The 23,062-nt window shown below is 68.1% G+C and carries 19 protein-coding genes; 5 read left to right on the top strand and 14 right to left on the bottom strand.

Annotated elements, in window-relative coordinates; genetic code table 11:
* Positions 1–10 precede the first annotated feature (10 nt).
* The 7 genes from E5S69_RS10965 to mfd all read right to left on the bottom strand — a co-directional run bounded on the left by E5S69_RS10965 (position 11) and on the right by mfd (position 9,698).
* A complete protein-coding gene (locus tag E5S69_RS10965) occupies positions 11–1,657 on the bottom strand; it encodes a PepSY-associated TM helix domain-containing protein (RefSeq protein WP_171514672.1) in 1,647 nt (548 codons plus the stop codon).
* Between the two features lie 7 nt (positions 1,658–1,664).
* Positions 1,665–1,976 carry a hypothetical protein gene (locus tag E5S69_RS10960; protein WP_171514671.1) on the bottom strand — a complete coding sequence of 104 codons (312 nt, stop codon included), beginning with the start codon at positions 1,974–1,976 and terminating at the stop codon, positions 1,665–1,667.
* Positions 1,973–2,260 carry a hypothetical protein gene (locus E5S69_RS10955; RefSeq protein WP_171514670.1) on the bottom strand — a complete coding sequence of 96 codons (288 nt, stop codon included), beginning with the start codon at positions 2,258–2,260 and terminating at the stop codon, positions 1,973–1,975. The genes E5S69_RS10960 and E5S69_RS10955 overlap by 4 nt, the downstream gene beginning before the upstream one ends.
* Before the next feature lie 195 nt (positions 2,261–2,455).
* The gene (gene serB, locus E5S69_RS10950; protein WP_171514669.1) at positions 2,456–3,310 is read right to left on the bottom strand and encodes a phosphoserine phosphatase SerB; all 855 of its coding nucleotides are present in this window, start codon (positions 3,308–3,310) and stop codon (positions 2,456–2,458) included.
* A gap of 117 nt (positions 3,311–3,427) precedes the next feature.
* On the bottom strand, positions 3,428–4,807 hold the full coding sequence (locus E5S69_RS10945; protein ID WP_171514668.1) for an amidohydrolase: 1,380 nt from the start codon (positions 4,805–4,807) through the stop codon (positions 3,428–3,430).
* Positions 4,808–4,944: 137 nt separating this feature from the next.
* Positions 4,945–6,168, bottom strand: a complete 1,224-nt coding sequence (gene argE, locus E5S69_RS10940; RefSeq protein WP_171514667.1) for an acetylornithine deacetylase — start codon at positions 6,166–6,168, stop codon at positions 4,945–4,947.
* Positions 6,169–6,248: 80 nt separating this feature from the next.
* Positions 6,249–9,698: a transcription-repair coupling factor gene (gene mfd, locus E5S69_RS10935; RefSeq protein ID WP_171514666.1), complete on the bottom strand. Its 3,450-nt coding sequence runs from the start codon at positions 9,696–9,698 to the stop codon at positions 6,249–6,251.
* A gap of 208 nt (positions 9,699–9,906) precedes the next feature.
* Here mfd and ispD point away from each other — a divergent pair, with 208 nt between their 5' ends.
* Complete coding sequence (gene ispD, locus E5S69_RS10930; protein WP_115706714.1) at positions 9,907–10,647, top strand: 2-C-methyl-D-erythritol 4-phosphate cytidylyltransferase; 741 nt, start codon at positions 9,907–9,909, stop codon at positions 10,645–10,647.
* Positions 10,648–10,651: 4 nt separating this feature from the next.
* Positions 10,652–11,161: a 2-C-methyl-D-erythritol 2,4-cyclodiphosphate synthase gene (gene ispF / locus E5S69_RS10925; RefSeq protein WP_171514665.1), complete on the top strand. Its 510-nt coding sequence runs from the start codon at positions 10,652–10,654 to the stop codon at positions 11,159–11,161.
* Positions 11,162–11,163: 2 nt separating this feature from the next.
* Here the strand turns inward: ispF and E5S69_RS10920 are convergent, their stop codons facing one another.
* From E5S69_RS10920 to ompR, 5 genes are all read right to left on the bottom strand, one after another.
* Positions 11,164–11,739, bottom strand: coding sequence for a GNAT family N-acetyltransferase (locus E5S69_RS10920; RefSeq protein ID WP_171514664.1), 576 nt, complete (start codon positions 11,737–11,739; stop codon positions 11,164–11,166).
* A 178-nt stretch (positions 11,740–11,917) separates the two neighbouring features.
* The gene (locus E5S69_RS10915) at positions 11,918–12,439 is read right to left on the bottom strand and encodes a carboxymuconolactone decarboxylase family protein (RefSeq protein WP_171514663.1); all 522 of its coding nucleotides are present in this window, start codon (positions 12,437–12,439) and stop codon (positions 11,918–11,920) included.
* A gap of 106 nt (positions 12,440–12,545) precedes the next feature.
* Positions 12,546–13,094: a peroxiredoxin gene (locus tag E5S69_RS10910; RefSeq protein WP_092317241.1), complete on the bottom strand. Its 549-nt coding sequence runs from the start codon at positions 13,092–13,094 to the stop codon at positions 12,546–12,548.
* A gap of 348 nt (positions 13,095–13,442) precedes the next feature.
* A complete protein-coding gene (locus tag E5S69_RS10905) occupies positions 13,443–14,792 on the bottom strand; it encodes an ATP-binding protein (protein WP_116356344.1) in 1,350 nt (449 codons plus the stop codon).
* 24 nt (positions 14,793–14,816) lie between these two features.
* The gene (gene ompR, locus E5S69_RS10900; protein ID WP_010810107.1) at positions 14,817–15,539 is read right to left on the bottom strand and encodes a two-component system response regulator OmpR; all 723 of its coding nucleotides are present in this window, start codon (positions 15,537–15,539) and stop codon (positions 14,817–14,819) included.
* 300 nt (positions 15,540–15,839) lie between these two features.
* Between ompR and E5S69_RS10895 the strand changes: the two genes are divergently transcribed.
* Complete coding sequence (locus E5S69_RS10895) at positions 15,840–16,187, top strand: hypothetical protein (RefSeq protein WP_171514662.1); 348 nt, start codon at positions 15,840–15,842, stop codon at positions 16,185–16,187.
* Between the two features lie 27 nt (positions 16,188–16,214).
* On the opposite strand, the gene E5S69_RS10890 is transcribed toward E5S69_RS10895, so the two are convergent.
* Together E5S69_RS10890 and hpnD are read right to left on the bottom strand one after the other, a co-directional pair.
* Positions 16,215–17,477, bottom strand: a complete 1,263-nt coding sequence (locus E5S69_RS10890; protein WP_171514661.1) for a Zn-dependent hydrolase — start codon at positions 17,475–17,477, stop codon at positions 16,215–16,217.
* Between the two features lie 52 nt (positions 17,478–17,529).
* Entirely contained in the window at positions 17,530–18,366 is an 837-nt protein-coding gene (hpnD, locus tag E5S69_RS10885) for a presqualene diphosphate synthase HpnD (RefSeq protein ID WP_171514660.1), read from the bottom strand.
* 360 nt (positions 18,367–18,726) lie between these two features.
* On the opposite strand from hpnD, the gene E5S69_RS10880 reads away from it, so the two are divergent.
* Positions 18,727–19,926: an efflux RND transporter periplasmic adaptor subunit gene (locus E5S69_RS10880; protein WP_171514659.1), complete on the top strand. Its 1,200-nt coding sequence runs from the start codon at positions 18,727–18,729 to the stop codon at positions 19,924–19,926.
* A gap of 4 nt (positions 19,927–19,930) precedes the next feature.
* The gene (locus E5S69_RS10875) at positions 19,931–23,044 is read left to right on the top strand and encodes an efflux RND transporter permease subunit (RefSeq protein WP_171514658.1); all 3,114 of its coding nucleotides are present in this window, start codon (positions 19,931–19,933) and stop codon (positions 23,042–23,044) included.
* The last annotated feature ends 18 nt before the right edge of the window (positions 23,045–23,062 follow it).

The raw sequence follows: 23,062 nt of genomic DNA, 5'->3' as shown, positions 1-23,062 counted from the left end.
GCGCGGTGCTTCAGGGCGTGTCGGTGCCGGACATCGCCTTGGCCCCCGTGGGCCGGGCTCGCTGTACCGCCCGCGCTGTCTGCGGCATGGCCCAGACCGACTCCGCCGGCCCGCTGCGGGCGCGCCGCGCGGTCGCGCGGGCCAGGGCGACAAAGCCCGCCGCCAGCGCGAGCGCGCCGAGGTCGAAACCGGCGATGATCCAATGCCCGCTGGGGATGCTGTGCAGCAGGTGGTCGCCGGTCAGGACTGCATTCGACAGTGGCACTGTCAGCGCTGCCAGCGCGGCGGCGTAGAGCAGCTCCACCGCCGCGCGCACCGGCGCGCGCAGCAGCGCCCAGGCGCAGGCCAGGCCGAACGCGGTGAAATAGGTCTGGCTGACCGCCTGCTCGGGCCACAGCAGCGCCGCCGGGAAACACAGCGCCACGCCGATGCAGCAGCCGATGCACACGCCCACGGTAGCCTGCGCCAGCAAGCGGTGCACCCGCGGCTGCCCGGCCTGGCGCAGCTTGCGCCGCGACTCGATCCACAGCAGGTTGCCCGAATAGAACAGGAAGGCGCCGGCCAGCCCGGCAAGCAGGTAGACCAGCCGCACCGGCAGCTCGCCGAAGGTGCCGAAATGCAGCGCGTACAGCGCGCTGTAGAGACCGTGGTTGCTGTCGCGCGCGCCGGCGGTCTGGTTGGCCGTCAGCTGGCCGGCATTGGGTTCGCCGCTGGCGGCATGGATGCCGACCGAACCGAGGTTGCCGAGCGCGCGCGTGCTGGTGCCGCGCACTTCGACCACGGCGTTGGCGTCGCCGTAGCGCTGGAAGCGGAACGATTCCGGCGTGAAGCGCTCGCCGCCGTGTTCGCGCGCGATCCGCAGCAGCGTGGCGGTCGGCAGGGTCGGCACCGCGCGGCCCGCGGCGGCCACTTCAGGCACCGCGGTGGTGGCACGCGGCACCGCCTCGAACAGGCGTCCGTCGAAGGTCAGCGTGTTGAATACCATCATCAGCACCAGCGACAGGCAGAACAGCGCGCCGGTGATGGCAAAGACCAGGTGGAAGGGCAGGCTGAACAGGCCCAGCACATTGTGGGTGTCCATCCAGAAGCGCTTCAGATTGCGCCCGGGGCGCACCGCGAACAGGTCTTTCTTCAGTCGCGGCAGGTGCAGCAGCACACCGGATACCAGCGCCAGCCCGTACAGCACCGAGATCGCGCCCATGAAATAAATGCCGCCGACCGGGATGCCGAGCGAGTAGTGCAGGCTGTTCAGGAAGGCCGACAGTTCCCCCATGACGTGGTCGCGCGAGGTGTCGCGCTGCATCGCGGCATTGCCGGCCAGGCGCGCATCGGTGGTCATCTGCCACTCGCCGGCCTTGTCCTGCCAGTAGGCGGAGAGATTCGGCTCGCCCTCCGACGGCATGATCACGTAGGCACTGGCCGCGGCCTCGGGGTGGATCGCGACCAGCTTCTGCATGAAGCGGTCGACCGCGGCCGGATCGGCGCTGGCCTCGACCGGCGCGCTGCCCTTGAGCCGCGACGGCGACTGCCAGACGTGCAGCTCGTGGTGGAACACGGTGACCGCCCCGGCAAAGAAGGCGATAAACAGGGCCCAGCCGGCCATCAGGCCGACCCAGGTATGCAGCGTCTGGTACAGGCGCAGGGTTGCGGTTTTCATGATGGTCTCAGGAGGCGGGCACGGCGGCCAGTGCGGCCGGCGCCAGGCCAGCCAGGCGCAGCAGCCATAGCGCGCCGAAGCCCAGCAGGTTGGCGCCGCCCAGCCACAGCCACGCGCTGCGGCTGGAACGGAACAGCAGGCTGGCGCTGAGGATGGCGACCCACAGCGGCAGGCACGCGGTCACGGCGGCGACGATGCCGGTCTCCCAGCCGCCGGGCAGGCCCAGGATCGACAGCGTGCACAGGACCACAGCCAGCGGCAGCCCGAGCAGCGCGCCGGCCAGCCATTTGGTGCCCATGCCGGATGTGTCCGCGCTCATGCCCGCTGCTCCCGCGCGCCGCGGCGACGGCGCGCCGCATAGGTGCCGATGAACGGCCACACCGACAGCGCGCACGGCACCGTGACCAGGCTGGCGGCGAGCGCCACCGGCCAGCCGTCGGTCATGGTCCACAGCCATGTGCTGACGCAGGTAAGGGCCAGCCCCAGCCAGCCCGCCAGCCGCGGCCGGGTCAGGGTGCCGGGCGGCAGCAACACCTGGTTGGGCGCGGCCAGGTACAGGCACGCTGCCGCAGCCAGGCCGAGAAGGACGGCCAGTACTTGCATGGGGCAATGTCAGTTCAACGAAACATTAATAATAATGATTCGCATTTGACTATGCAAGCGCCACGCGGGGCGACGCCCCGGTTTCACATCAGTTTGGAGAGTCGGGCTTACGCCGGCGAGGGTTGCAAGCGATCGGGTGCCGCCCGGGCGGGCGGATTCAGCCGGCCAGTGATGGGTGCCGGCCGCGGCGGCGAATCAGTGCGGGAACAGCGCCAGCAGGCCGTCCAGCCCGACGTGGTTGAACGCGACGCTGGCCTGCGCGCGCACCACCGGCTTGGCGCGGAACGCCACCGACAGGCCGGCCACGGCCATCATCTTCAGGTCGTTCGAGCCATCGCCCATGACGATGGCCTGGTCCGGCGTGGCGCCGATCTGCGCGCAGACTTCCTGCACGGTGCGGGCCTTGACGTCAGCGTTGACGATCTCGCCGACCACGTTGCCGGTCAGCTTGCCGTCGACGATCTCGAGCGTGTTGGCGCGGGTGAAATCAAGCTTCAGGCGCGGCTTGAGCTGGTCGGTGAAGTGCACGAAGCCGCCGGATACCAGCAGCGTCTTCAGGCCCAGCGCCTGCACCGCCTGCAGCATGCGCTCGGCGCCCGGCGACAGCCGCAGGCGTTCGGCGTAGACGCGGTCCAGCACGGCGGCGTCGAGCCCCTTCAGCAGCGCCACGCGGCGACGCAGGCTTTCGTTGAAATCGGTGATCTCGCCGCGCATGGCGGCTTCGGTGATGGCGGAAACCTCGGCCTTGAGGCCGCAGAAGTCGGCGATCTCGTCGATGCACTCGATCGTGATCAGGGTCGAGTCCATGTCCATCGCCACCAGGCGGAAGTCGGACAATTTGCGCCCGGCCGGCACCACCGCCCAGTCGATCGCGCGCGGGCCGCAGAAATCGTCGAGCGCGTCGCGCAGCGCCGGCGTCAGCGGCGCGCAGTCTTCGGCCACGGCCACGGTGTCGCTGCGCGGCACCAGTGCGCTGGCGCGGGCCAGGGTGCGGGCGGTGTCGAGGTCGGCGGGGGAAAGCGGGGCGAGGCTCTGCAGGATCAGGGGCATGACGAACGGGAATCGGGCGAGGCCGGGGGCGTGTGCCGGCGTGGCCGGCAAGGCGGGGCGCTGCAACGCGGCAAAAGCACTATTGTAGCCCCCCGTGGCGCCCCCGGGCGAACCCGGTCAGCGCTGCGCCATCACCATGTAGTCCACAGTCAGGCTGGACAACGCGCGCACGCCGTTGATCAGCGCCGGCTCATCCACATAGAACTCCGGCGAGTGATTCGACGGCGCCGTGGTCACGTCCTGCCCCTTGGGCGTCACGCCGAGATTGAAGAACAAGCCGGGCACCTTCTCCTGGTAAAACGAAAAGTCCTCGGATGCGGTGGCCTTGGGGGTGATCATCCAGTTGCCCTCGCCGGCCACGCGCCGCAGCGTCGGCGCCATCTGCTCGGTCAGGGCCGGCTGGTTGACGGTGGCGTTGTACAGCTCGACCACGCGGAAGCTGGCTTCGGCCCCGGCGCTGGAGGCAATGGCCTCGGTGGTGCGCTTCATGCGGGCATGGATATCCTTCTTCATGCCTTCGTCATAGGTGCGGATGGTGCCCATCATCTCTACCTTCTCCGGCACGATGTTCATGCGGTTGCCGCCGTGGAAGGTGCCCACGGTGATCACCGACGGCTCCAGCATGGCATTGACCTGCCGGCTCTGGATGGTCTGCAGGCCCAGCACGATCTGCGATGCCACCACGATCGGGTCGATCCCGCCCCACGGCCGCGCGCCGTGCGTCTGGCGGCCCTTGACGTCGATCCAGAACTGGTCGGCCGCCGCCATCGAGGCGCCGCTGCGCCAGCCCAGCTTGCCCGATTCGATGCCGCTGCTGACGTGCAGGCCGAAGATGGCATCGACCTTGGGATTGTCCAGCACGCCCTCCGATACCATTTGCTTGGCGCCCCACATGTTCGAGCCGTTGGGCTCGAAATCGGCCGGGCTTTCCTCGGCCGGCTGGAAGATGAACTTGACGGTGCCGGGCAACTGGTCCTTCATGCCGGCCAGCACTTCGGCCGTGGCCAAGAGAATCGCCACATGCGTGTCATGGCCGCAGGCGTGCATCACATCCACTTCCTTGCCCAGGTACTGGCCCTTGGCCTTGGAGGCAAACGGCACGTCGACGCGCTCCTTCACCGGCAGCGCGTCCATATCGGCGCGCAGCGCCACCACCGGGCCGGGCTTGCCACCCTTGAGCAGGCCCACCACGCCGGTCTTGGCCACGCCGGTCTTGACCTCCATGCCCAGCTTGCGCAGGTGGTCCGCCACCAGCTTGGCCGTCCGGGTCTCGTAGTTGCCCAGTTCCGGATGCTGGTGGATATCGCGGCGCCAGGCGATCAGCTGCTTTTCCACCGCCTTGGCGCGGGTTTCGATCTGGGCATGCAGCGCATCGGCGCCGGGGGGTGCCGCCGGGGCCTGCGCCAGAGCGGTGTGGCAGAGCAGGCCGGCGGCCAGGGCCAGGCCGGCGAGGGCGAAGCGGGAGGTGGAACGCGATGCGGTGCGACGTGCAGCCATGCAGGATCTCCTTCGTTGTTGTTGGTTTAATGCTGGCGGTGTAGTGGCGCGCTGCAGAATGCATGCGGCCGAGGAAAGCTCAGTGGTTTCTCCCCTCTCCCGCAAGCGGGAGAGGGGAGCGAGCCAACTGGTGAAGGTCAGGCCGCTACCCGCAGGCTGTCCACCACCTTGTGCAGGAACGCCTCGCACGCAGCCAGCTGCTCCAGCGCCACGAACTCGTCCGGCTTGTGCGCCTGCTGGATATCGCCGGGCCCGCACACCACCGCCGGAATGCCCGCGCGCTGGAACAGCCCGGCCTCGGTGCCATAGGCAACCTTGTTGGTGTCGCGGTCGGCGGTCAGCGCGCGCACCAGCTGCGTAATGGCTTCCTGCTCGGCGACGTCGAGCGATGGCGCGGCGGCGATCTTGCTCAGCGTCAGGTCGGCATCGGCATGCTCAGCGCGCATCTTCGGCAGCAGCACGTCGTTGGCATAGCGCTGGATGCGCGCGTAGATCGCTTCCGGATCGACGCCGGGCAGGTTGCGGAACTCGAACACGAACTCGCACAGCGCCGGGATCGTGTTCAGCGCAATGCCGCCCTGGATAGTGCCGGTCTGCGCGGTGGTGTAGGGCACGTCGAAGGCCTGGTCGTAGGGGCCGTTGGCCTTGAACTCGTCGGCGATGTCGCGGATGAAGCAGATCAGGCGCGCGGCGTATTCGATCGCATTGACGCCGCGCGGCGTCAGCGACGAATGCGCCGCCTGGCCTTTCACGCAGCAGCGGTAGGCGTTGATGCCCTTGTGCGCGACGATCACGCGCATGCTGGTCGGTTCGCCGACGATGCAGCCGCCCGGGGTCACGCCGCGCTCGCGCAGTTCAGCCAGCAGGTAAGGGGCGCCCATGCAGCCGATCTCTTCGTCGAACGACAGCGCGTAGTGCACCGGCTCGCGCAGCCTGGCATCGAGGATGGCCGGCAGCAGCGACAGGCTGGTGCCGATAAAGCCTTTCATGTCGCAGGTGCCGCGGCCGTACAGCTTGCCGTCGCGCACCACCGGCTTGAACGGGTCGGTGGTCCAGGCCTGTCCGTCCACCGGCACCACGTCGGTATGGCCCGACAGCACGATGCCGCCATTGGTTGCGCCATTGGCCGCCGGCACGGTGACGAACAGGTTGGCCTTGTCCTGCTGCGGGTTGTAGCTCAGATGCGGCTTCAGCCCCTTGGCCAGGAAATGGTCGCGCACCGACTCGATCAGGCCCAGGTTGGAATGGCGGCTGGTGGTGTCGTACGCGACCAGCCGCTGGGTCCATTCCAGCGCGCTGCCGCGCGCGGCGGTTTCGGTGACGGACTGGCGGGAGTCGGCTCGGGCGGCTGGGGCTGGCATGGGGGCGGTATCACTAACTTGTTAAGGAATTGATGCTACACCCGGCCGCGCGCCGCGTCCATGCAGGATCGGCATGGACGCTACGCCAGTTGCCGCAGCGTATGCTTGATGGTCTGCGCCCGTACTGCCACGTCTGGCATCTTGGCCTCGATGCGCAGCTTGTCCTGGCCGGCCAGCTTGATATGGCGATTCTTCTGCACCAGGTCGATGATGCGCATCGCGTCGATCGGCGGATTGGGCACGAACTGCACGCTGATGGTGGCTTCGCCGGCGTCGATCTTGCGCACCCCTAGCGGCGCCGCGGCGATGCGCAGCCGGTGGGTCTCGACCAGCGCCTGCGCTTGCGCCGGCAGCCGGCCGAAGCGGTCGACCAGCTCTTCCTGGATATCGTCGACGCGTTCCGCGGTCTCGCAGTTGGCCAGCCGCTTGTACAGCGACAGGCGCTCGTGCACGTCGGCGCAGTAATCGTTCGGCAGCAGCGCCGGCGTGCCCAGGTTGATCTCGGTGGTGGCGGCCAGCGGCGCCATCAGGTCGGGCTCCTTGCCGGCCTTGAGTGCCTTGACCGCGGCGTTGAGCATGTCGGTGTACAGCTGGAAGCCGATCTCGTGGATCTCGCCGGATTGCTTGTCGCCCAGCACCTCGCCGGCGCCGCGGATTTCCAGGTCGTGCATGGCCAGGTAGAAGCCCGAGCCCAGTTCCTCCATCTGCTGGATGGCCTCGAGCCGGCGCTGCGCCTGCTTGGTCAGGCCGTCGACGTCATGCACCAGCAGGTAGGCATAGGCCTGGTGGTGCGAGCGCCCGACCCGGCCGCGCAACTGGTGCAGCTGTGCCAGCCCGAACTTGTCGGCGCGGTGGATCAGGATGGTGTTGGCGGTCGGCACGTCGATGCCGGTCTCGATGATGGTGGTGCACAGCAGGATATTGTCGCGGCGCGAAACGAAGTCGCGCATCACGCGTTCGAGCTCACGCTCATGCATCTGGCCGTGGGCGACCGCGATACGTGCTTCCGGCACCAGCTCGGCCAGCCGCGCGCGCTTGTTCTCGATGGTCTCGACCTCGTTGTGCAGGAAATAGACCTGCCCGCCGCGCTTGAGCTCGCGCAGGATGGCTTCCCGGATTACGCCGTCTTCCTCGCGCCGCACGAAAGTCTTGATCGCCAGCCGCTTCTGCGGCGCGGTGGCGATCACCGAGAAATCGCGCAGGCCTTCCAGCGCCATGCCCAGCGTGCGCGGGATCGGCGTCGCTGTCAGGGTCAGGATGTCGACCTCGGCGCGCAGCGTCTTCAGCGCTTCCTTCTGCCGCACGCCGAAGCGGTGTTCCTCGTCGATGATGACCAGCCCCAGGCGCTGGAACCTGACCTGTTCGGACAGGATCTTGTGCGTGCCGATGACGATGTCGACGGTGCCTTCGTTGATCTGCTTGATGGCCGCGTCGATTTCCTTCTTGGTCTTGAAGCGCGACAGCTCGACGATGCGCACCGGCCATTCGGCAAAGCGGTCAGACAGCGTCTGGAAATGCTGTTCGGCCAGCAGCGTGGTCGGCGCCAGCATCGCCACCTGCTTGCCGCCCAGCACCGCGACAAAGGCCGCGCGCAGCGCCACCTCGGTCTTGCCGAAGCCGACGTCGCCGCACACCAGCCGGTCCATCGGCTTGCCCGAGGTCATGTCGGCGATCACCGCTGCAATGGCGGCGGCCTGGTCCGGGGTTTCCTCGAAGCCGAAGCTTTCGGCGAAGGTCTCGTAGTCCTTTGGCGACAGCGGGAAGGCGAAGCCCTCGCGCGCGGCGCGGCGCGCATACAGGTTGAGCAGTTCGGCGGCGGTGTCGCGGATCTGCTGGGCCGCCTTGCGCTTGGCCTTGTCCCACTGGCCCGAGCCCAGGTGGTGCAGCGGCGCGGTATCCGGGTCGGCGCCGGAGTAGCGCGAGATCACGTGCAACTGGTGCACCGGCACGTAGAGCTTGCTGCCCTTGTCGTAGTCCAGGTGCAGGAATTCTTCGTCACCCTGGCCCATGTCGAGCGTCACCAGGCCCTGGTAGCGGCCGATGCCGTGCTCGCTGTGCACCACCGGGTCGCCGATCTTCAGCTCGGCCAGGTCGCGCACCATCGAATCGACGGCGGAAGCCTGCTCCTGCTTGCGGCGGCCGGTGCGGCGCGCGGTGCCGGCGTACAGCTCTGCTTCGGTGACAAAGGCCAGTTGCGCCTGCGGCAGCGCGAAGCCGCTCTGCAGCGGCGCCACCGCGATCGAGAAATGCGCGTCGCCGGCGAGGAACGCGGCAAAGTCATCGACCGTCTGCGGGCGCAGGCCGCTTTCCGCAAAGAGCTGAAGCAGCGTCTCGCGCCGGCCGGCGGAGTCGGCGCACATCAGCACGCGGGTTTGCTTGTCCAGCAGCAGGGCCTCCAGGTTGACCAGCGGGTCTTCGGCGCGGCGATTGACCGCGACGTCGGGCAGGATCGCCGAAAACGCCGGCTGCTCGGCGTTGGCCTCAGCCTGCAGCACCAGCCGCGCCATCGGCTTGGCCGCGACGAAGAACTGCTCCTCGGACAGGAACAGGTCCGCGGGCGGCAGCAACGGCCGCTCGCGGTCATGGCGCATGAAGTTGTAGCGCTGCGTGGTGTCGGCCCAGAAGCGGCGGATGGCCTCGTCGACATTGCCGGCGAACGCCAGTTGCGTGTCGGCGGGCAGGTAGTCGAACACGGTGGCGCTGTGCTCGAAGAACAGCGGCAGGTAGTACTCGATGCCCGCCGACGGCACGCCGTTGCCGATGTCCTTGTAGATCGGCGACTTGGTCGGGTCGCCTTCGAACAGCTCGCGCCAGCGGCCGCGGAAGGCGGTGCGCGCGGGCTCGTCGAGCGGGAACTCGCGCCCGGGCAGCAGCCGCACTTCCTTCACCGGGTACAGGCTGCGCTGGGTATCCGGGTCGAAGGCGCGGATGGTCTCGATCTCGTCGCCGAACAGGTCGATGCGGTACGGCAGCGCCGAGCCCATCGGGTACAGGTCGATCAGGCCGCCGCGCACGCTGTATTCGCCGGGGCGCATCACCGCGCTGACGTGCTCGTAGCCGGCCAGCGTGAACTGCGCCTTGAGCGCGGCTTCGTCGAGCCGCTCGCCCTGCTTGAAGAAGAAGGTGTAGGCGGCCAGGAAGGCCGGCGGCGCCAGCCGGTACAGCGCGGTGGTGGCGGGCACCAGCATCACGTCGCACTGGCCGGTCTGGATGTCGTGCAGCGTCGCCAGGCGCTCGGACACCAGGTCCTGGTGCGGCGAAAAGCTGTCGTAGGGCAGGGTTTCCCAGTCGGGCAGCAGGCGCACGCGCAGCTCCGGCGCGAACCACGGGATTTCCTCGGCCAGGCGCTGCGCGTCGACGGCGTGCGAACACACCACCGCCAGCATCGGTGCGCGTTGGCGGTGCTGGCGCGCGTAGGCGGCCAGCGCCAGCGCATCGGCCGAACCGCGCAGGCCGGCCACGCTGTGGCGCAGCCCCGGCTTGACCAGCGGCAGGTTGACAAAGGGAAAGGCGGGCGTGGCGTCAGGCATGTCGGCAGAGGGGCGTTCAAAACGACGACGCCCCGCCGGCATTGCGGGCGGGGGTCGGAACAGGGGACTTCAGCTGCCGGTGGCGCCAGCCAGATACGTGGATACGGCATGGCGACGGGCAAGGGCCGTATTATAGAATGCGCACCGGTTGTCCCGCTGGCCAGGCTGGCCAGCGGCGGCCGCGCTTCTTACACTCCACGCCGATCCTGTGTCCGCTCGCCGCTTTGCCCTGATTCCCTGTGCCGGTACCGGCAGCCGCGCCGGCGGTGCCGTGCCCAAGCAATACCAGACCGTGGCCGGCCGGCCGATGATCTGGTACGCGCTGGCGGCATTCTCGGCGTGCGACGCCATCAATGCCACCGCGCTGGTGCTGGCGCCCGACGACATGCCGCTGGAATCGCGCTTCGGCGCCGCGGCATTTGCCGGGCTGCGCTTCGACACCGCCTTTGTCGGCGGCGACAGCCGCCATGCCTCGGTGCTGGCGGGCCTGCACCACCTGGCGCAGCTGGGCGCTACCGATGCCGACTGGGTGTTGGTGCACGATGCCGCGCGCCCGGGGCTGACCCCGGCAATGGTCCACGCGCTGGTGCGCGCGGTGGAAAGCGACGGCGACGACGATCCCGATGCCGCCATCGGCGGCATCCTGGCGGTGCCGGTGCCCGATACGCTCAAGCGTGCGCAGGACGACGCCCGCATCGGCGCCACGGTGCCGCGCGAAGGCTTGTGGCAAGCGCAGACGCCGCAGATGTTCCGCCTGGGCGTGCTGCGCCAGGCGCTGCAGGATGCCATGGCGGCCGGCGCGGTGGTGACCGACGAAGCCAGCGCGATCGAGCGCCTGGGCCTGCATCCGCGGCTGGTCAACGGCTCGCTGCGCAATTTCAAGGTGACCTACCCGGAGGACTTCGCGCTGGCCGAAGTGCTGCTGGGCAACCACGCCAAAGGAGCATGACCGCATGATGCCTTTCGATATCCGGGTGGGGCAGGGCTATGACGTCCACGCGCTGGTGCCCGGCCGCAAGCTGATCCTGGGCGGGGTCGAGATCCCGCATGACCGCGGCCTGCTCGGCCATTCCGACGCGGATGCGCTGCTGCACGCGGTCACCGACGCGCTGTTCGGTGCCGCGGCGCTGGGCGATATCGGACGCCATTTCCCCGACACCGACGCGCAATTCGCCGGCGCCGACAGCCGCGCGCTGCTGCGCGAGGCGGCGCGCCGCGTGCGCGAGGCGGGCTATGAAATCGGCAATGTCGACGCCACGGTGATTGCGCAGGCGCCGAAGCTGGCGCCGCATATCGGCGCCATGGTGGCCAACCTGGCCGAAGACCTTGGGATTGCGCGCGGACGTTGCAACGTCAAGGCCAAGACCAACGAGAAGCTGGGCTTCGAAGGGCGCCAGGAAGGGATCGTGGCGCAGGCTGCGGTGCTGCTGTGGCGCGCCTCGGTAGCGGACGCGCAGGACTGAAATCAGCCGCGCGCGGCGTCGGGCGCCGCGGTGTCTTCGGGCGGGATGGCGTAGGCATAGTCGATCAGCCGCGCCATCGCGCCGCTGCGCGCGCCGGCCTCGGTGCGCTTGGTGAACCCCATCTGCTGGCACAACCGGTTGGCCGACGCCATTTCCGGCATGGTGCGCACCACCAGCGTCGACGCGCCGATATCGCGCGCGCGCTGGATGCAGATCTGCATCAGCGTGCGGCCCAGCCCCAGGCCGCGCGCCTGCGGGCTGACCGACAGCAGCCGTGCCTCGGGCTGGGTCAGGGTAATGGTGCTGCCGTCCAGCGCTGGCAGCGTCGCGCCCGGGTGGCAGAACAGCACGGCGCCCATGATGCCGTGATCGGTCTCCGCCACCCACCATTCCATATCCGGGTGACTGGTCGCCAGCACGGCCTGCATGCCGCGCTGGAACGAGGCGCGGCAATCTTCCATGATGGCCAGTTCATATTGCCCGTAGGCCTGTTGCGTGACGGCGGCGATGTCGCCCCAGTCATGCACCGCCGCCAGGCGGTAATGGAAGCGGGGGGAGTTCGGCGAAGGCAGGGTCATGGCGGGCTGAAAGTGCGTATCCTGCCTGGATTGTAGGCGGATCGCCGGGCCCGCGCAGGTTCGGGCCATGCCGGTTGCAGGATGGGAACAGCCGGCAATCCCGGATGGGAAGCTGCCGGCTGCTGTGCTACGGCGCCCCTTTCCGGGCGCCGGGCGGGCGCGGGGGCGCGCTGATGCCTTACTGCGCCGCGATCACGTTGGCGGCGGCCACGATCACGGCGGCAATGCGGCCGACATCGCGCAGTTGCTGCGCCGTCATGCCTTGTTCGTTCTTCAGCAACTGGTAGTGCGACTTCACGCAGAAATGGCACTTGCCCACGATCGAGGCGGCCAGCGCGTACATCTCGAAGCGGCGCTTGTCCACGCCACCATGGTTGGCGTAGGCGTTCATGCGCAGCCCGGCCGGCTGGCTGGCCAGGTCCGGATCGTCGGCCATCTCGATATACGGATACCAGGTGTTGTTCATCCCCATCAGCGCGGCCGCGGTGAGCGCGCCGTTGGTTTCTTCGGGCGACAGCACCTCGGCGTTGCGGATGGCATCCACCAGCACCTTGCTCTGCGCCGCGAACGCCGCCGCCAGCGCCACACCCACCGCATCGTTGCCTTCCAGCGACGAGCGCGCGATGGTGCCATCCACGTTCAGGCGGATGTCCTTGGCGTAATCGGGGATGAGATTCTTAATCGTGCTGAGGAATTCCATTTATTTCTCCTATCAAGCGGGGCTCAAAAAACCCGCGCAAGCGGGTTTTGCTGCGGAGGGCAGGGCCCTCCGCGGATCGCCACGGCGCGTGGCGACGGGCAGGAAATTACAGCGTGGCGCCACCAACGGCACGGTTGCACGGGCACAGCTCGTCCGTCTGCAGGCCGTCCAGGATACGCAGGACTTCGTCCGGGTTGCGGCCGACGTTCAGGTTGTTCACCGAAACGTGCTGGATGGTGTTTTCCGGGTCGACGATGAAGGTTGCGCGCAGGGCAACGCCGGCAGCGTGGTCACGCACGCCCAGCTGGTCGATCAGCGAACCGGTCACGTCGGCGAATTGCCACTGGTTCAGCTTGTTCAGGTCCTTGTGCTCACGGCGCCATGCCAGCTTGACGAACTCGTTGTCGGTCGAGCCACCCAGCACGATCGCGTCGCGATCGGCGAAGTCACCGTTCAGCTTGGCGAAGGCCACGATTTCGGTCGGGCACACGAAGGTGAAATCCTTCGGGTAGAAGTAGATGATCTTCCACTTGCCTTCGAACGACTTCTCAGTGATGTCTTCGAAAGCCGACTGGCCGTTCTCTTCGTGATTGTTGAAACCCGGCTTGACACCAACGACGTGGAAGGCTTCGAGCTTGTCACCAACGGTCTTCATAGACTTCTCCTGATACGGTTGCAATGAGAGCGGTGCCGCTGCCGCGCGCCCGGCATAGGGCCGGTGATACGGCTGCGTACCGCGACAAAACGTGATTATGCGTCATCATCCGGGCACGGGCTAATTGATATTCTCAAACAGCCCGATAGGCAAAGCGTGTGGCGCATCCTCGTGCGGTCTGTGGTGCCATCGGCATCGGCGCGGCAGCGCCGTCGATGCGGTGGGCCAGTATGCCATGCGTGGCGGGACCGCAGATGGCAAAGTGGTGACGTTCGCGGGGAAATCAAGCGGCCTGGATTGCCACCTCGCTGCAGCGCGCATCGCAAACCGGTTAAGGCTCGGCGCCGCTCAGGCGCGCCGGAAGCACGCGCTGACCACCAGCCCCGTGGCCGGCGCGGCGCGGTTGGCCAGCAGCAGCCGGCCGCCATTGCGCTGCATGATGCGGTTGACGATCGACATGCCCAGCCCGGCGCCCTTGGCTTCGCTGCGCGCGGCGTCGAGCCGGTAGAAGGGCCGCGTCAGCAGCGACAGCTGGCCGTCAGGCACGCCGTTGCCGTGGTCGGCCACGGTCAGCACGGCTTCCTTGTCGTCGACGCGCGTGGAAATCTCCACCACCGCCATGCCGGTCTGCTCGTCCTTGGCGTAGCGGCGCGCGTTCTCGACCAGGTTGTCGAGGATGCGCTGCACTTCCATGCGGTTGGCGACCGCCATCACCGGCTCGTTGGCGCGCACATGCACGCGCACATCGTCGTGCGCGGCATAGACCCCGACCGCATCGTGCACCAGCGCCGACAGGTCCACCGGCTCGACCGTATCGAGCGGCGGTCGCGCGTAATTGAGGAACTGGCCGATGATGGCGTCCATCTGCTCGATGTCGGCGATCATGGCGTCGCGCGTGGTGCCGTCCATCGGCGACATCTCGGTTTCCAGTCGCAGTCGCGTCAATGGCGTGCGCAGGTCATGCGAGATGCCGGCCAGCATCACCACGCGGTCGTCGTCAAGCTGGCGCAGGTCGCGCACCATCTGGTTGAAGCTGTGGTTGGCCAGCGCCACTTCGCTGGCACCGTGCTCGGGCAGCGGCGGCGGATCGCCGCCCGCACCGATGGCGCGCGCGGCGTTGGCCAGCCGCTTGAGCGGGTAGTTGACGCGCGCAGTGATAAATGCCGCGCCGATAATCGACAGCAGCAGCGCGGCAATGCTCCACCACAGCCACTGGATGCCGGGCACGCGCTCGAAGCGCTCCGGGCTGATCGCGACCCAGTAGTCGTCGCCCTCGATCTCGAAGCTGACCCACACGCCGGGGATGTCGTTGACGGTGGTGGCCAGCACGGTGTCCTCGCCCAGGCGGCTGCGGATCTCCTGCTGCACCAGCGAGGTCAGGAACGGATTAGCGGTGGGCGCGGCGAAGTCGTCGTCCTTCTCGCGCGGATAGACCTTGATGCCTTCGTTCTGCACCAGGTCCAGCAGCAGGAAGCGGCGCCGCGCGGGGTCGGAATACAGCAGCGCGGCGCGCGTGAGCTTGACCACGCTGACCACCTGCATCGCGATCTGCTGCGCGCGCGGGGCGCGTTCGAACAGCCGGTAGCTCTGGAACCAGATGCCCAGCGAGATGGCCAGCAACAGCGCGATCAGCATGAAGGTCCGCCAGAACAGCGAACCAAAGAACCGCGTTGCGGTACGGCCGATTACGGTCGCCACGATGGGAACAGCGGCCGCACTCGGTTATTTCACGCCATCGGGAATGAAGACATAGCCCAGGCCCCACACCGTCTGGATAAAACGGGGGTTGCTGGGGTCCGGCTCGATCAGCTTGCGCAGGCGCGAGATCTGAACGTCCAGGCTGCGATCGAACACTTCATATTCGCGGCCGCGCGCCATTTCCATCAGCTTTTCGCGCGACAGCGGCTGGCGCGGATGGCGGGCGAACACCTTCAGCACCGAGAACTCGCCGGTAGTCAGCGTGATTTCCTCGTCGTTCTTGGTCAGCGTGCGCGTGGCCAGGTTCAGCACGAAGTCGCCGAAGGCGAAGGTCTCGGGGGTTTCCGACGGGGCCCCGGGCACTTCGGCCGGGCCCTTGCGACGCAGCACCGCGTGGATGCGCGCAATCAGTTCGCGCGGATTGAACGGCTTGGGCAGGTAATCGTCGGCGCCCATCTCCAGGCCGACGATGCGGTCCACGTCCTCGCCCTTGGCGGTGAGCATGATGATCGGGGTCTGGTCGTTGGCACCGCGCAGCCGGCGGCAGATCGACAGGCCGTCTTCGCCCGGCATCATCAGGTCCAGCACCAGCAGGTCGAAACGCTCGCGCAGCCAGAGCTTGTTCATCGCGGTGGCGTTTTCCGCCACCAGCACGGTGAAACCCTGTTCGCCCAGATAGCGGCGCAGCAAATCGCGCAGACGCGGGTCATCGTCGACGACAAGAATCTTGTGGCTGGTATTTTCCATGGCGGTATCTTAGCGACTATCGCTTTCGCTCAAAATGGCTTAACAAAACGTTACATACTTTACCCCGTGGTATGGCAGTGTGCACCAATCGTGCGATTACACTGCGCAATCCGTCCTTTTCGGCGCCGTGCGCGGCAGTTTTCCGCGCATTTTCGCCGGACGATCCACGGCTTCCGCCAGCCCGTCCAGCCCTGCTGGCGCAATGCTTGCAGAGGATGCGGCGCCGGGCGGGTATCGGAATCCCGGGCTTCAGGGCGGTCCGATCACTGCCCGATCGCGAAGCCAAGACCGCCATTATCAATGAAAGTGAACCGAACCCGGCACGGGGATCCGCAGCATGGTATCGCCGGCGCATGCCTTGCGCTGGCGCTGGCCGTGCTGGCGCTGTGCATGCCGGCCGGGACGGCGCGCGCGCAATCGGCGGGAATGGCCCACTTGCTCAAGCGCTACTCGTCGGCACAGGCGAGCGATCCGGGCAACAGCCAGCGCGAGGCCCGCGCCCGTGCCGAGCGCCACCGCGCCGAGCAGCGCGAGGCGGAGCGCCGGCGCGGCGAGGAGCGTGGTGGCTCGCGCCTGTCGCCGGACGAGCGCCGCCGCCTGCGCAAGAACCTCTACGACTTCGGCCGCGACATCTACCAGGGCGGCTGACCCGTCGCCGCCGGGCCTTGCGCGTGTCTAGCCGCGCGGCTGGAAGTGGCGCAGGAAATCCACAAAAACCTCAGCGGCCAGCTGCGCATCGTCGGCCGTGATGGTCTCAAGCGGGTTGTGGCTGATGCCGCCATTGCCGCACCGCACGAACAGCATCGCCACGTCGGTGATCCGCTGCATCATCATGGCGTCATGGCCGGCCCCCGACGGCAGCTCAAACGCCTGCAGGCCGCGCTTTTTCAGCACTGCCCCGAACTGATCCATCAGCCAGCGCGCGCACGGCGCATTGTTGACCGGCGGCACGCGCTCCACCTGCGCGGTCAGCCCGCGGCGCTCGGCAATCTGCGCGATGCCGGCCACGATGTCGGCGATGGCGTCTTCGCGGATGCCGTCCTCGCCGGCGCGAATGTCCATTGAAAAGGTGCAGGCCGCCGGGATGACATTGCTTGACCCGTCCGGCACCTGCAGCTGGCCCACCGTGCCGACCAGCGTCGGCGCCGCAGCGCAGCGCTGCTCCACCAGCAGGATCATCTCGGCCGCGCCTGCCGCGGCGTCGCGGCGCATGCCCATCGGCGTGGTGCCGGCGTGGCTGGCGAGGCCTTCGACGCGCACCAGGAAACGGCTGCTGCCGGCAATCTGCGTGACCACGCCCAGCGGCAGGCCATGGTGCAGCAGCACCGGGCCCTGTTCGATATGCACTTCGACAAAGCCCAGCAGCGACGCGGGGTCGAGCGCCGCCGCGCGCAGCGCTTGCAGGTCGCCGGCGCCGGGCAGGCCGGATGCGGCCAGCGCTTCGCGCAACGTGACGCCGTCCGCATCCTGGCGATCGAGCAGGGCGGCGTCGAAGCGCCCGGCCAGCACGCTGCTGGCCAGGAAGCTGGTCTTGAAGCGCAACCCTTCCTCTTCGGCGAACCCCACCACTTCGAGGTGATAGGGCAGGCGGATGCCGGCCTGGTTGAGCGCACCGACCACGGCGATCGGCAGCAGGATGCCCAGCCGGCCGTCATAGCGCCCGCCATTGCGCACCGTGTCGAAGTGCGAGCCGGTCATCAGCACGCGGGCATCGCGCACGGCCGCATCGGCGGCGTAGCGGCCGATGACATTGCCGATGGCATCGATGCGCACCTGCATGCCGGCGGCTTCCATCCACTGCGCCAGCAGGGCTTGCGCGGCGCGGTGCGCCGGGGTCAGGTAGGCGCAGGTCAGGCCGCCCTCCATGTCGGAGAAACGGGCGAGTGCGTCGGCATGGGCGAGGATGGTGTCGCCGAGGGCGGCGGAGGTCTGCGTCATGGCGGTACGGCTGGAGACAAGTGGATCGGGGACGGCAGGCGTGGTCTGCGCGCTAGCTGTTGCGCACCCAGGTCTTCCAGGCGATCCACAGCTTGCGCAGCGGCGTCAGCGCGATGCGCTGGTTCAGCACCTGGAACTGGCTGGCTTCCAGTTCATCGAGCAGCGCATGATAGATCGCGCCCATCAGCAGGCCGGCGCGCTGGGCGCGGCGGTCCTGCCGGGGCAGCAGCGCCAGCGCCTCATGGTACAGCGCGCGCGCCCGGCCGGCGTGGTATTGCATCAGGGCGACAAAGCGCTCCGAATGCTCGCCCTTGAGGATCTCGGATGCCGGGACCTGGAATTGCTGCAGCGTATTGACCGGCAGGTAGATGCGCCCGCGCCGTGCGTCCTCGCCGACATCGCGCAGGATATTGACCAGCTGCAGCGACTGGCCCAGCTTTTCGGCAAAGACCAGCGTCTGCGGATCGGTGTAGCCGAACAGGCGCGCACTGAGCGTGCCGACCACCCCGGCGACGCAGTGGCAGTAGCGCGCCAGGCCGGCCTCGTCCAGGTAGCGGGTCTGGGTCAGGTCCATCTCCATGCCTTCCAGCACCTCGGCCATTTCGGCCTGGCTCAGGCCGGCGCTGGCGACGTGCGGCTGCAAGGCCTGGGTGGTGGGATGGGTGGGCGCGCCGTCGAACAGGCGGCGCAGCTCGGCGCGCCACCAGTCGAGCTGCTGGTGCGCCAGGGCGGCGTCATGGGTGTCGTCGACCACGTCGTCGACTTCGCGGCACCAGGCGTACAGCGCGGTGATGGCGCGGCGGCGCTCGGCCGGCAGGAACAGGAAGCTGTAGTAGAAGCTCGAGCCGCTCTGGGCGACTTTCTCTTGGCAATACTGATCGGGCGTCACGCCGGTCTCTGGTCGAAGATTGGAGGATGCGGGGCGGGGCGGGCCGATGCGCAAAAACCGCGACGCAGCCGCAGCGGCGCGCCGGATTGTAGCATCGGCAGGCGGGCTGCCCTGGTGCGTGCTGGCGCAGTTCGCCGCTCAAGATGGCAACTGAGGCTTCCTTCCAGCCGTTTCGTCGCCTGCCGTTTGACGCACCCCGAGGCGGTCGTTATATTACTGACCGGCAAGTTATTTATTGCTCGTCGCCGGCTTCCGGCGCGTCCGTGCAGCCCACCGACAGCCCGCCCACGTGGCGCGGCGCGAACGGCCGCTGCGACCGGCCAGCTTTCCAGTTGTGCCCATCCGACTCGTTGCCTACCGATGCCAGTGCTTTGCCAAGTGCCGGAAGTTGCGGCTGCAGATACCCCCGTCCTCATGACGCCGCACCGGCTGGCCAGGCGCGCCGCGCGTGGCATGGCCGCGGCGGCGCTGTCGCTGGCCGGTGCGCTGGTCCTGGGCGGCTGCGGCAAGCGGCCCGAGCCCGCGCCGGAGATCCGCCCGGTGCGCATGATGCAGCTCAGCCAGCACAGCGGCAAGACCGCCTTCGAGTTTTCCGGCGATGTGCGTCCGCGCGTGGAGTCACGGCTGGGGTTCCGCGTCGGCGGCAAGATCGCCGCGCGGCTGGTGGATGTCGGCGCCGTGGTCAGCAAGGGCCAGCCGCTGGCGCGGCTGGATCCGACCGACCTGTCGCTGGCTGAAGCCGGTTCGCGCGCCCAGTTCGAAGCCGCCCGGACCGACCGCGACCTCGCCGCGGCCGACCTGAAGCGCTACAACGACCTGTTCGCCAAGGGCTTTATCAGCGCTGCCGAGCGGCACCGCCGACAAGCCACTTTCGATGCCGCCGAAGCGCGGCTGCGCCAGGCGCAGGCCGGGCTGCGCAGCCAGTCCAACCAGACCGCCTATGCCGTGCTCCATGCCGACGCCGACGGCGTGGTCACCGCCATCGACGCCGAGGTGGGGCAGGTGGTCACGCCGGGCCAGCCGGTGGTGCGGGTGGCGCAGACCGCCGAGAAGGAAGTGGCCATCGGCCTGCCCGAGGACCAGGTCGGCCTCCTGCGCGGACTGACCGACGTGACCGTCCATACCTGGGCCGAGCCGCAGCGCGCGCTGCCCGGCCGCGTGCGCGAGATCGCCGCCGCGGCCGATCCGGTCACGCGCACCTATGCCACCCGCGTGAGCGTGCCCAACCCGCCCCCCGATCTGAAGCTGGGCATGACCGCGGTGGTGACCTTCGTGCGCACCGGTGCCGCCACGGCGATCCGGGTACCGCTGACAGCGTTGCTGCAGGAGCAGGGGCGCGACCAGGTCTGGGTCTACGACAACGCGTCCGGCACGGTGAAGCCGGTGGCGGTGACACTGGGGGATGCCATCGGCAACGAGATCGAGGTGCGGCAGGGCCTGGCGCCGGGCCAGACCATCGTCACCGCGGGCGTGCACCTGCTGCGCCCCGGGCAGAAGGTGCGCCCGCTGCAGACGGTTACGCCGGCCTCGACAGCGGCCGCCACCCCGAAGCAGGGTTGAGCGGATGGACCATTCCCGCTTCAACCTGTCGCGCTGGGCGCTCGAACACCAGCCGCTGACCCGCTACCTGCTGGTGGTGCTGCTGCTCGGCGGCCTGCTGGCGTTCTTCCAGCTGGGCCAGGACGAGGATCCGCCGTTCACCTTCCGCGTGATGGTGGTGCAGGCCTTCTGGCCGGGCGCCACCGCCGAGCAGATCGCGGTCCAGGTTACCGACAAGATCGAGCGCCAGCTGCAGGAAGTGCCCTATGCGGACAAGATCCGCAGTTTCTCCAAGCCGGGCGAGACCACGGTGATCTTCCAGCTCAAGGACACCTCACCCGCCAGGGAAACCGCGCAGGTCTGGTACACCGTGCGCAAGAAGATCGGTGACATCCAGCAGACCTTGCCGGCCGGCGTGCGCGGGCCGTTCTTCAACGACGAGTTCGGCGACGTCTACGGCACCATCTACGCGCTCTCGGCCGACGGCTTCAACTACAAGGAACTGCGCGAGTACGCTGACCTGGTGCGCCAGGAACTGCTGCGCGTGCCGTCGGTGGCCAAGGTGTCGCTGATCGGCCTGCAGGACGAGAAGGTCTACATCGAGTTCAACCAAGCGCGCTTTGCGCAGCTGGGGCTGGACCTCAACGCCATCGCCGACCAGATCTCGCAGCAAAACAACCTGAGCGGCAGCGGCGTGCTGGTGACCCCCACCGACAACCTGCAGGTGCGCCTGTCGGGCCAGTTCGCCAGCGTCGAAGACCTGGAGAACCTGGTGCTGCGCGGGCCCAACGGCATCGCCAATATCCGCCTGGGCGACATCGCCCACGTCTACCGCGGCTATGTCGACCCGACCCAGGCGCGCATGCGCTTCAACGGCAAGGACGTGATCGGGCTGGGCATTTCGATGCAGAAGGGCGGCGACATCATCGAGCTGGGCAAGAACCTGCGCGCCGTCTTCGGGCGGCTGCGCGGCCAGCTGCCGGTGGGCATCGAGATGGCCCAGGTGCAGGACCAGCCCGAGGCGGTGCAGCGCTCGGTCGGCGAGTTCGTGCGGGTGCTGATCGAGGCGGTGGTGATCGTGCTGGCGGTGAGCTTTGTCTCGCTCGGCCTGCATACGCGGCCGTTGCGGCTCGATGTGCGGCCGGGCCTGGTGGTGGCGCTGACGATTCCGCTGGTGCTGGCGGTGACGTTCCTGTTCATGAACATCTTCGGCATCGGCCTGCACAAGATCTCGCTGGGTGCGCTGATCGTGGCGCTGGGGCTGCTGGTCGATGACGCCATCATCGCGGTCGAGATGATGGTGCGCAAGCTGGAAGAGGGCTTCTCCAAGATGGAGGCCGCCACCTTTGCCTATACCTCGACGGCGATGCCGATGCTGACCGGCACGCTGATCACCGCCGCCGGTTTCCTGCCGGTGGGACTGGCGCGCTCGACGGTGGGCGAGTACACCTTCGCCATCTTTGCGGTGACGGCGCTGGCGCTGGTGCTGTCATGGCTGGCCGCGGTCTATTTCACGCCCTACCTGGGCTACCTTCTGCTCAAGACCCGCGGCGCGGACGCGGGCGAGGCCCACGAGGTCTTCGACACGCCGTTCTATGCGCGCTTCCGCCGGCTGGTGGACTGGTGCGTGACCTGGCGCAAGCTGGTGATCGTGATCACGCTGGTGGCGTTCGGGCTGGGCCTCTACGCCTTCAAGTTCGTCGAAAAGCAGTTCTTCCCGGATTCGAGCCGCCCGGAGCTGATGGTTGAGCTGTGGATGCCCGAGGGCACCAGCTTTGCGCAGATGGAAACCGAAGCGAAGCGCTTCGAGCAACGGATCGGCAAGGACCAGCAGGTCGCCAGCCTGACCACCTTCGTCGGCACCGGCGCGCCGCGCTTCTACCTGCCGCTGGACCAGATTTTCCCGCAGAGCAACGTGGCGCAGGTGATCGTGATGCCGGCCAGCACCGAAGTGCGCGACGCGCTGCGGCGCCGCATCATCCAGCTGCTCGATGCCGAGTTCCCCTACCTGCGCGGACGCGTCAAGCTGCTGCCCAACGGGCCGCCGGTGGCCTATCCGGTGCAGTTCCGCGTGATCGGGCCGGACGCCGCCGGCGTGCGCCGGCTGGCCGACCAGGTCAAGGCCGAGATGCGCGCCAATCCCAACACCGTCGGCGTCAACGATAACTGGAACGAGAACGTCAAGATGCTGCGCCTGGAAATCGACCAGGACAAGGCGCGCGCGTTGGGCGTGACCACCCAGGCCATCGCTCGGGTCACGCAGACCGTGCTGAGCGGCGTGCCGGTGGGGCAGTACCGTGACGGCGACAAGCTGATCGACATCCTGATGCGCACCCCGCGCAACGAGCGCGACGCGATCTCGGACCTGAACAACCTGCTGGTGCCGACCAACACCGGACGCGTGGTGCCGCTGACGCAGGTGGCGCGCGTGGCGCTGCGCTCCGAGCCCGGCGTGGTCTGGCGCGAGAACCGCGACTTCGGCGTGACCGTGCAGGCCGACGTAGTCGACGGCATCCAGGGTCCGACCGTCACCGCACAGATCAATCCGAAGCTGGACACGCTGCGCGCGCAGTTGCCGCCGGGCTACCGCATCACCGTGGCGGGCGCGGAAGAAGAAAGCGGCAAGGCCGGGGCTTCCATCGCGGCGCAGCTGCCGCTGTGCATTTTCATCATCTTCACGCTGCTGATGTTGCAGCTGCACAGCTTCTCGCGCGCGGCCATGGTGTTCTTGACCGGCCCGCTCGGGCTGATCGGCGCCGCGGCCACGCTGTTGCTGCTGCGCGCGCCGATGGGGTTCGTGGCGCAGCTGGGCATCACCGCGCTGCTGGGCATGATCATCCGCAACTCGGTGATCCTGGTCGACCAGATCGAGCAAGACGTCCGCGCTGGCGTGCCGCCATGGACTGCCATCGTCGAAGCCGCGGTGCGCCGCTTCCGCCCGATCATCCTGACCGCCGCCGCGGCCGTGCTGGCGATGATCCCGCTGTCGCGCTCGATGTTCTGGGGGCCGATGGCAGTGGCAATCATGGGCGGGCTGATCATCGCCACCGTGCTGACGCTGCTGTTCCTGCCAGCGCTGTACGCGGCGTGGTTCCGCGTCAGGCGGCCGGAAGAGGGACCGGGCGCCGTGGCCGTATAACGACCGGCGCCATGGTCC

This window comes from Cupriavidus necator (assembly GCF_013141915.1).
Classification (GTDB): Bacteria; Pseudomonadota; Gammaproteobacteria; order Burkholderiales; family Burkholderiaceae; genus Cupriavidus; species Cupriavidus necator_B.
The sequence above is the reverse complement of the archived record's forward strand: the minus strand, read 5'-3'. Positions and strand labels throughout refer to the sequence as shown.

Bases quoted from the DNA above. Each gene is read 5' to 3' on its own strand.
- argE (WP_171514667.1), bottom strand. From the start codon at position 6,168: ATGCCAGCCCCAGCCGCCCGAGCCGACTCCCGCCAGTCCGTCACCGAA.
- mfd (WP_171514666.1), bottom strand. From the start codon at position 9,698: ATGCCTGACGCCACGCCCGCCTTTCCCTTTGTCAACCTGCCGCTGGTC.
- E5S69_RS10890 (WP_171514661.1), bottom strand. From the start codon at position 17,477: ATGACGCAGACCTCCGCCGCCCTCGGCGACACCATCCTCGCCCATGCC.
- E5S69_RS10955 (WP_171514670.1), bottom strand. From the start codon at position 2,260: ATGCAAGTACTGGCCGTCCTTCTCGGCCTGGCTGCGGCAGCGTGCCTG.
- E5S69_RS10945 (WP_171514668.1), bottom strand. From the start codon at position 4,807: ATGGCTGCACGTCGCACCGCATCGCGTTCCACCTCCCGCTTCGCCCTC.
- E5S69_RS10920 (WP_171514664.1), bottom strand. From the start codon at position 11,739: ATGACCCTGCCTTCGCCGAACTCCCCCCGCTTCCATTACCGCCTGGCG.
- E5S69_RS10880 (WP_171514659.1), top strand. From the start codon at position 18,727: ATGCCAGTGCTTTGCCAAGTGCCGGAAGTTGCGGCTGCAGATACCCCC.
- E5S69_RS10965 (WP_171514672.1), bottom strand. From the start codon at position 1,657: ATGAAAACCGCAACCCTGCGCCTGTACCAGACGCTGCATACCTGGGTC.
- E5S69_RS10960 (WP_171514671.1), bottom strand. From the start codon at position 1,976: ATGAGCGCGGACACATCCGGCATGGGCACCAAATGGCTGGCCGGCGCG.
- E5S69_RS10910 (WP_092317241.1), bottom strand. From the start codon at position 13,094: ATGAAGACCGTTGGTGACAAGCTCGAAGCCTTCCACGTCGTTGGTGTC.
- serB (WP_171514669.1), bottom strand. From the start codon at position 3,310: ATGCCCCTGATCCTGCAGAGCCTCGCCCCGCTTTCCCCCGCCGACCTC.
- E5S69_RS10895 (WP_171514662.1), top strand. From the start codon at position 15,840: ATGAAAGTGAACCGAACCCGGCACGGGGATCCGCAGCATGGTATCGCC.
- E5S69_RS10915 (WP_171514663.1), bottom strand. From the start codon at position 12,439: ATGGAATTCCTCAGCACGATTAAGAATCTCATCCCCGATTACGCCAAG.
- E5S69_RS10875 (WP_171514658.1), top strand. From the start codon at position 19,931: ATGGACCATTCCCGCTTCAACCTGTCGCGCTGGGCGCTCGAACACCAG.
- ispF (WP_171514665.1), top strand. From the start codon at position 10,652: ATGATGCCTTTCGATATCCGGGTGGGGCAGGGCTATGACGTCCACGCG.
- ompR (WP_010810107.1), bottom strand. From the start codon at position 15,539: ATGGAAAATACCAGCCACAAGATTCTTGTCGTCGACGATGACCCGCGT.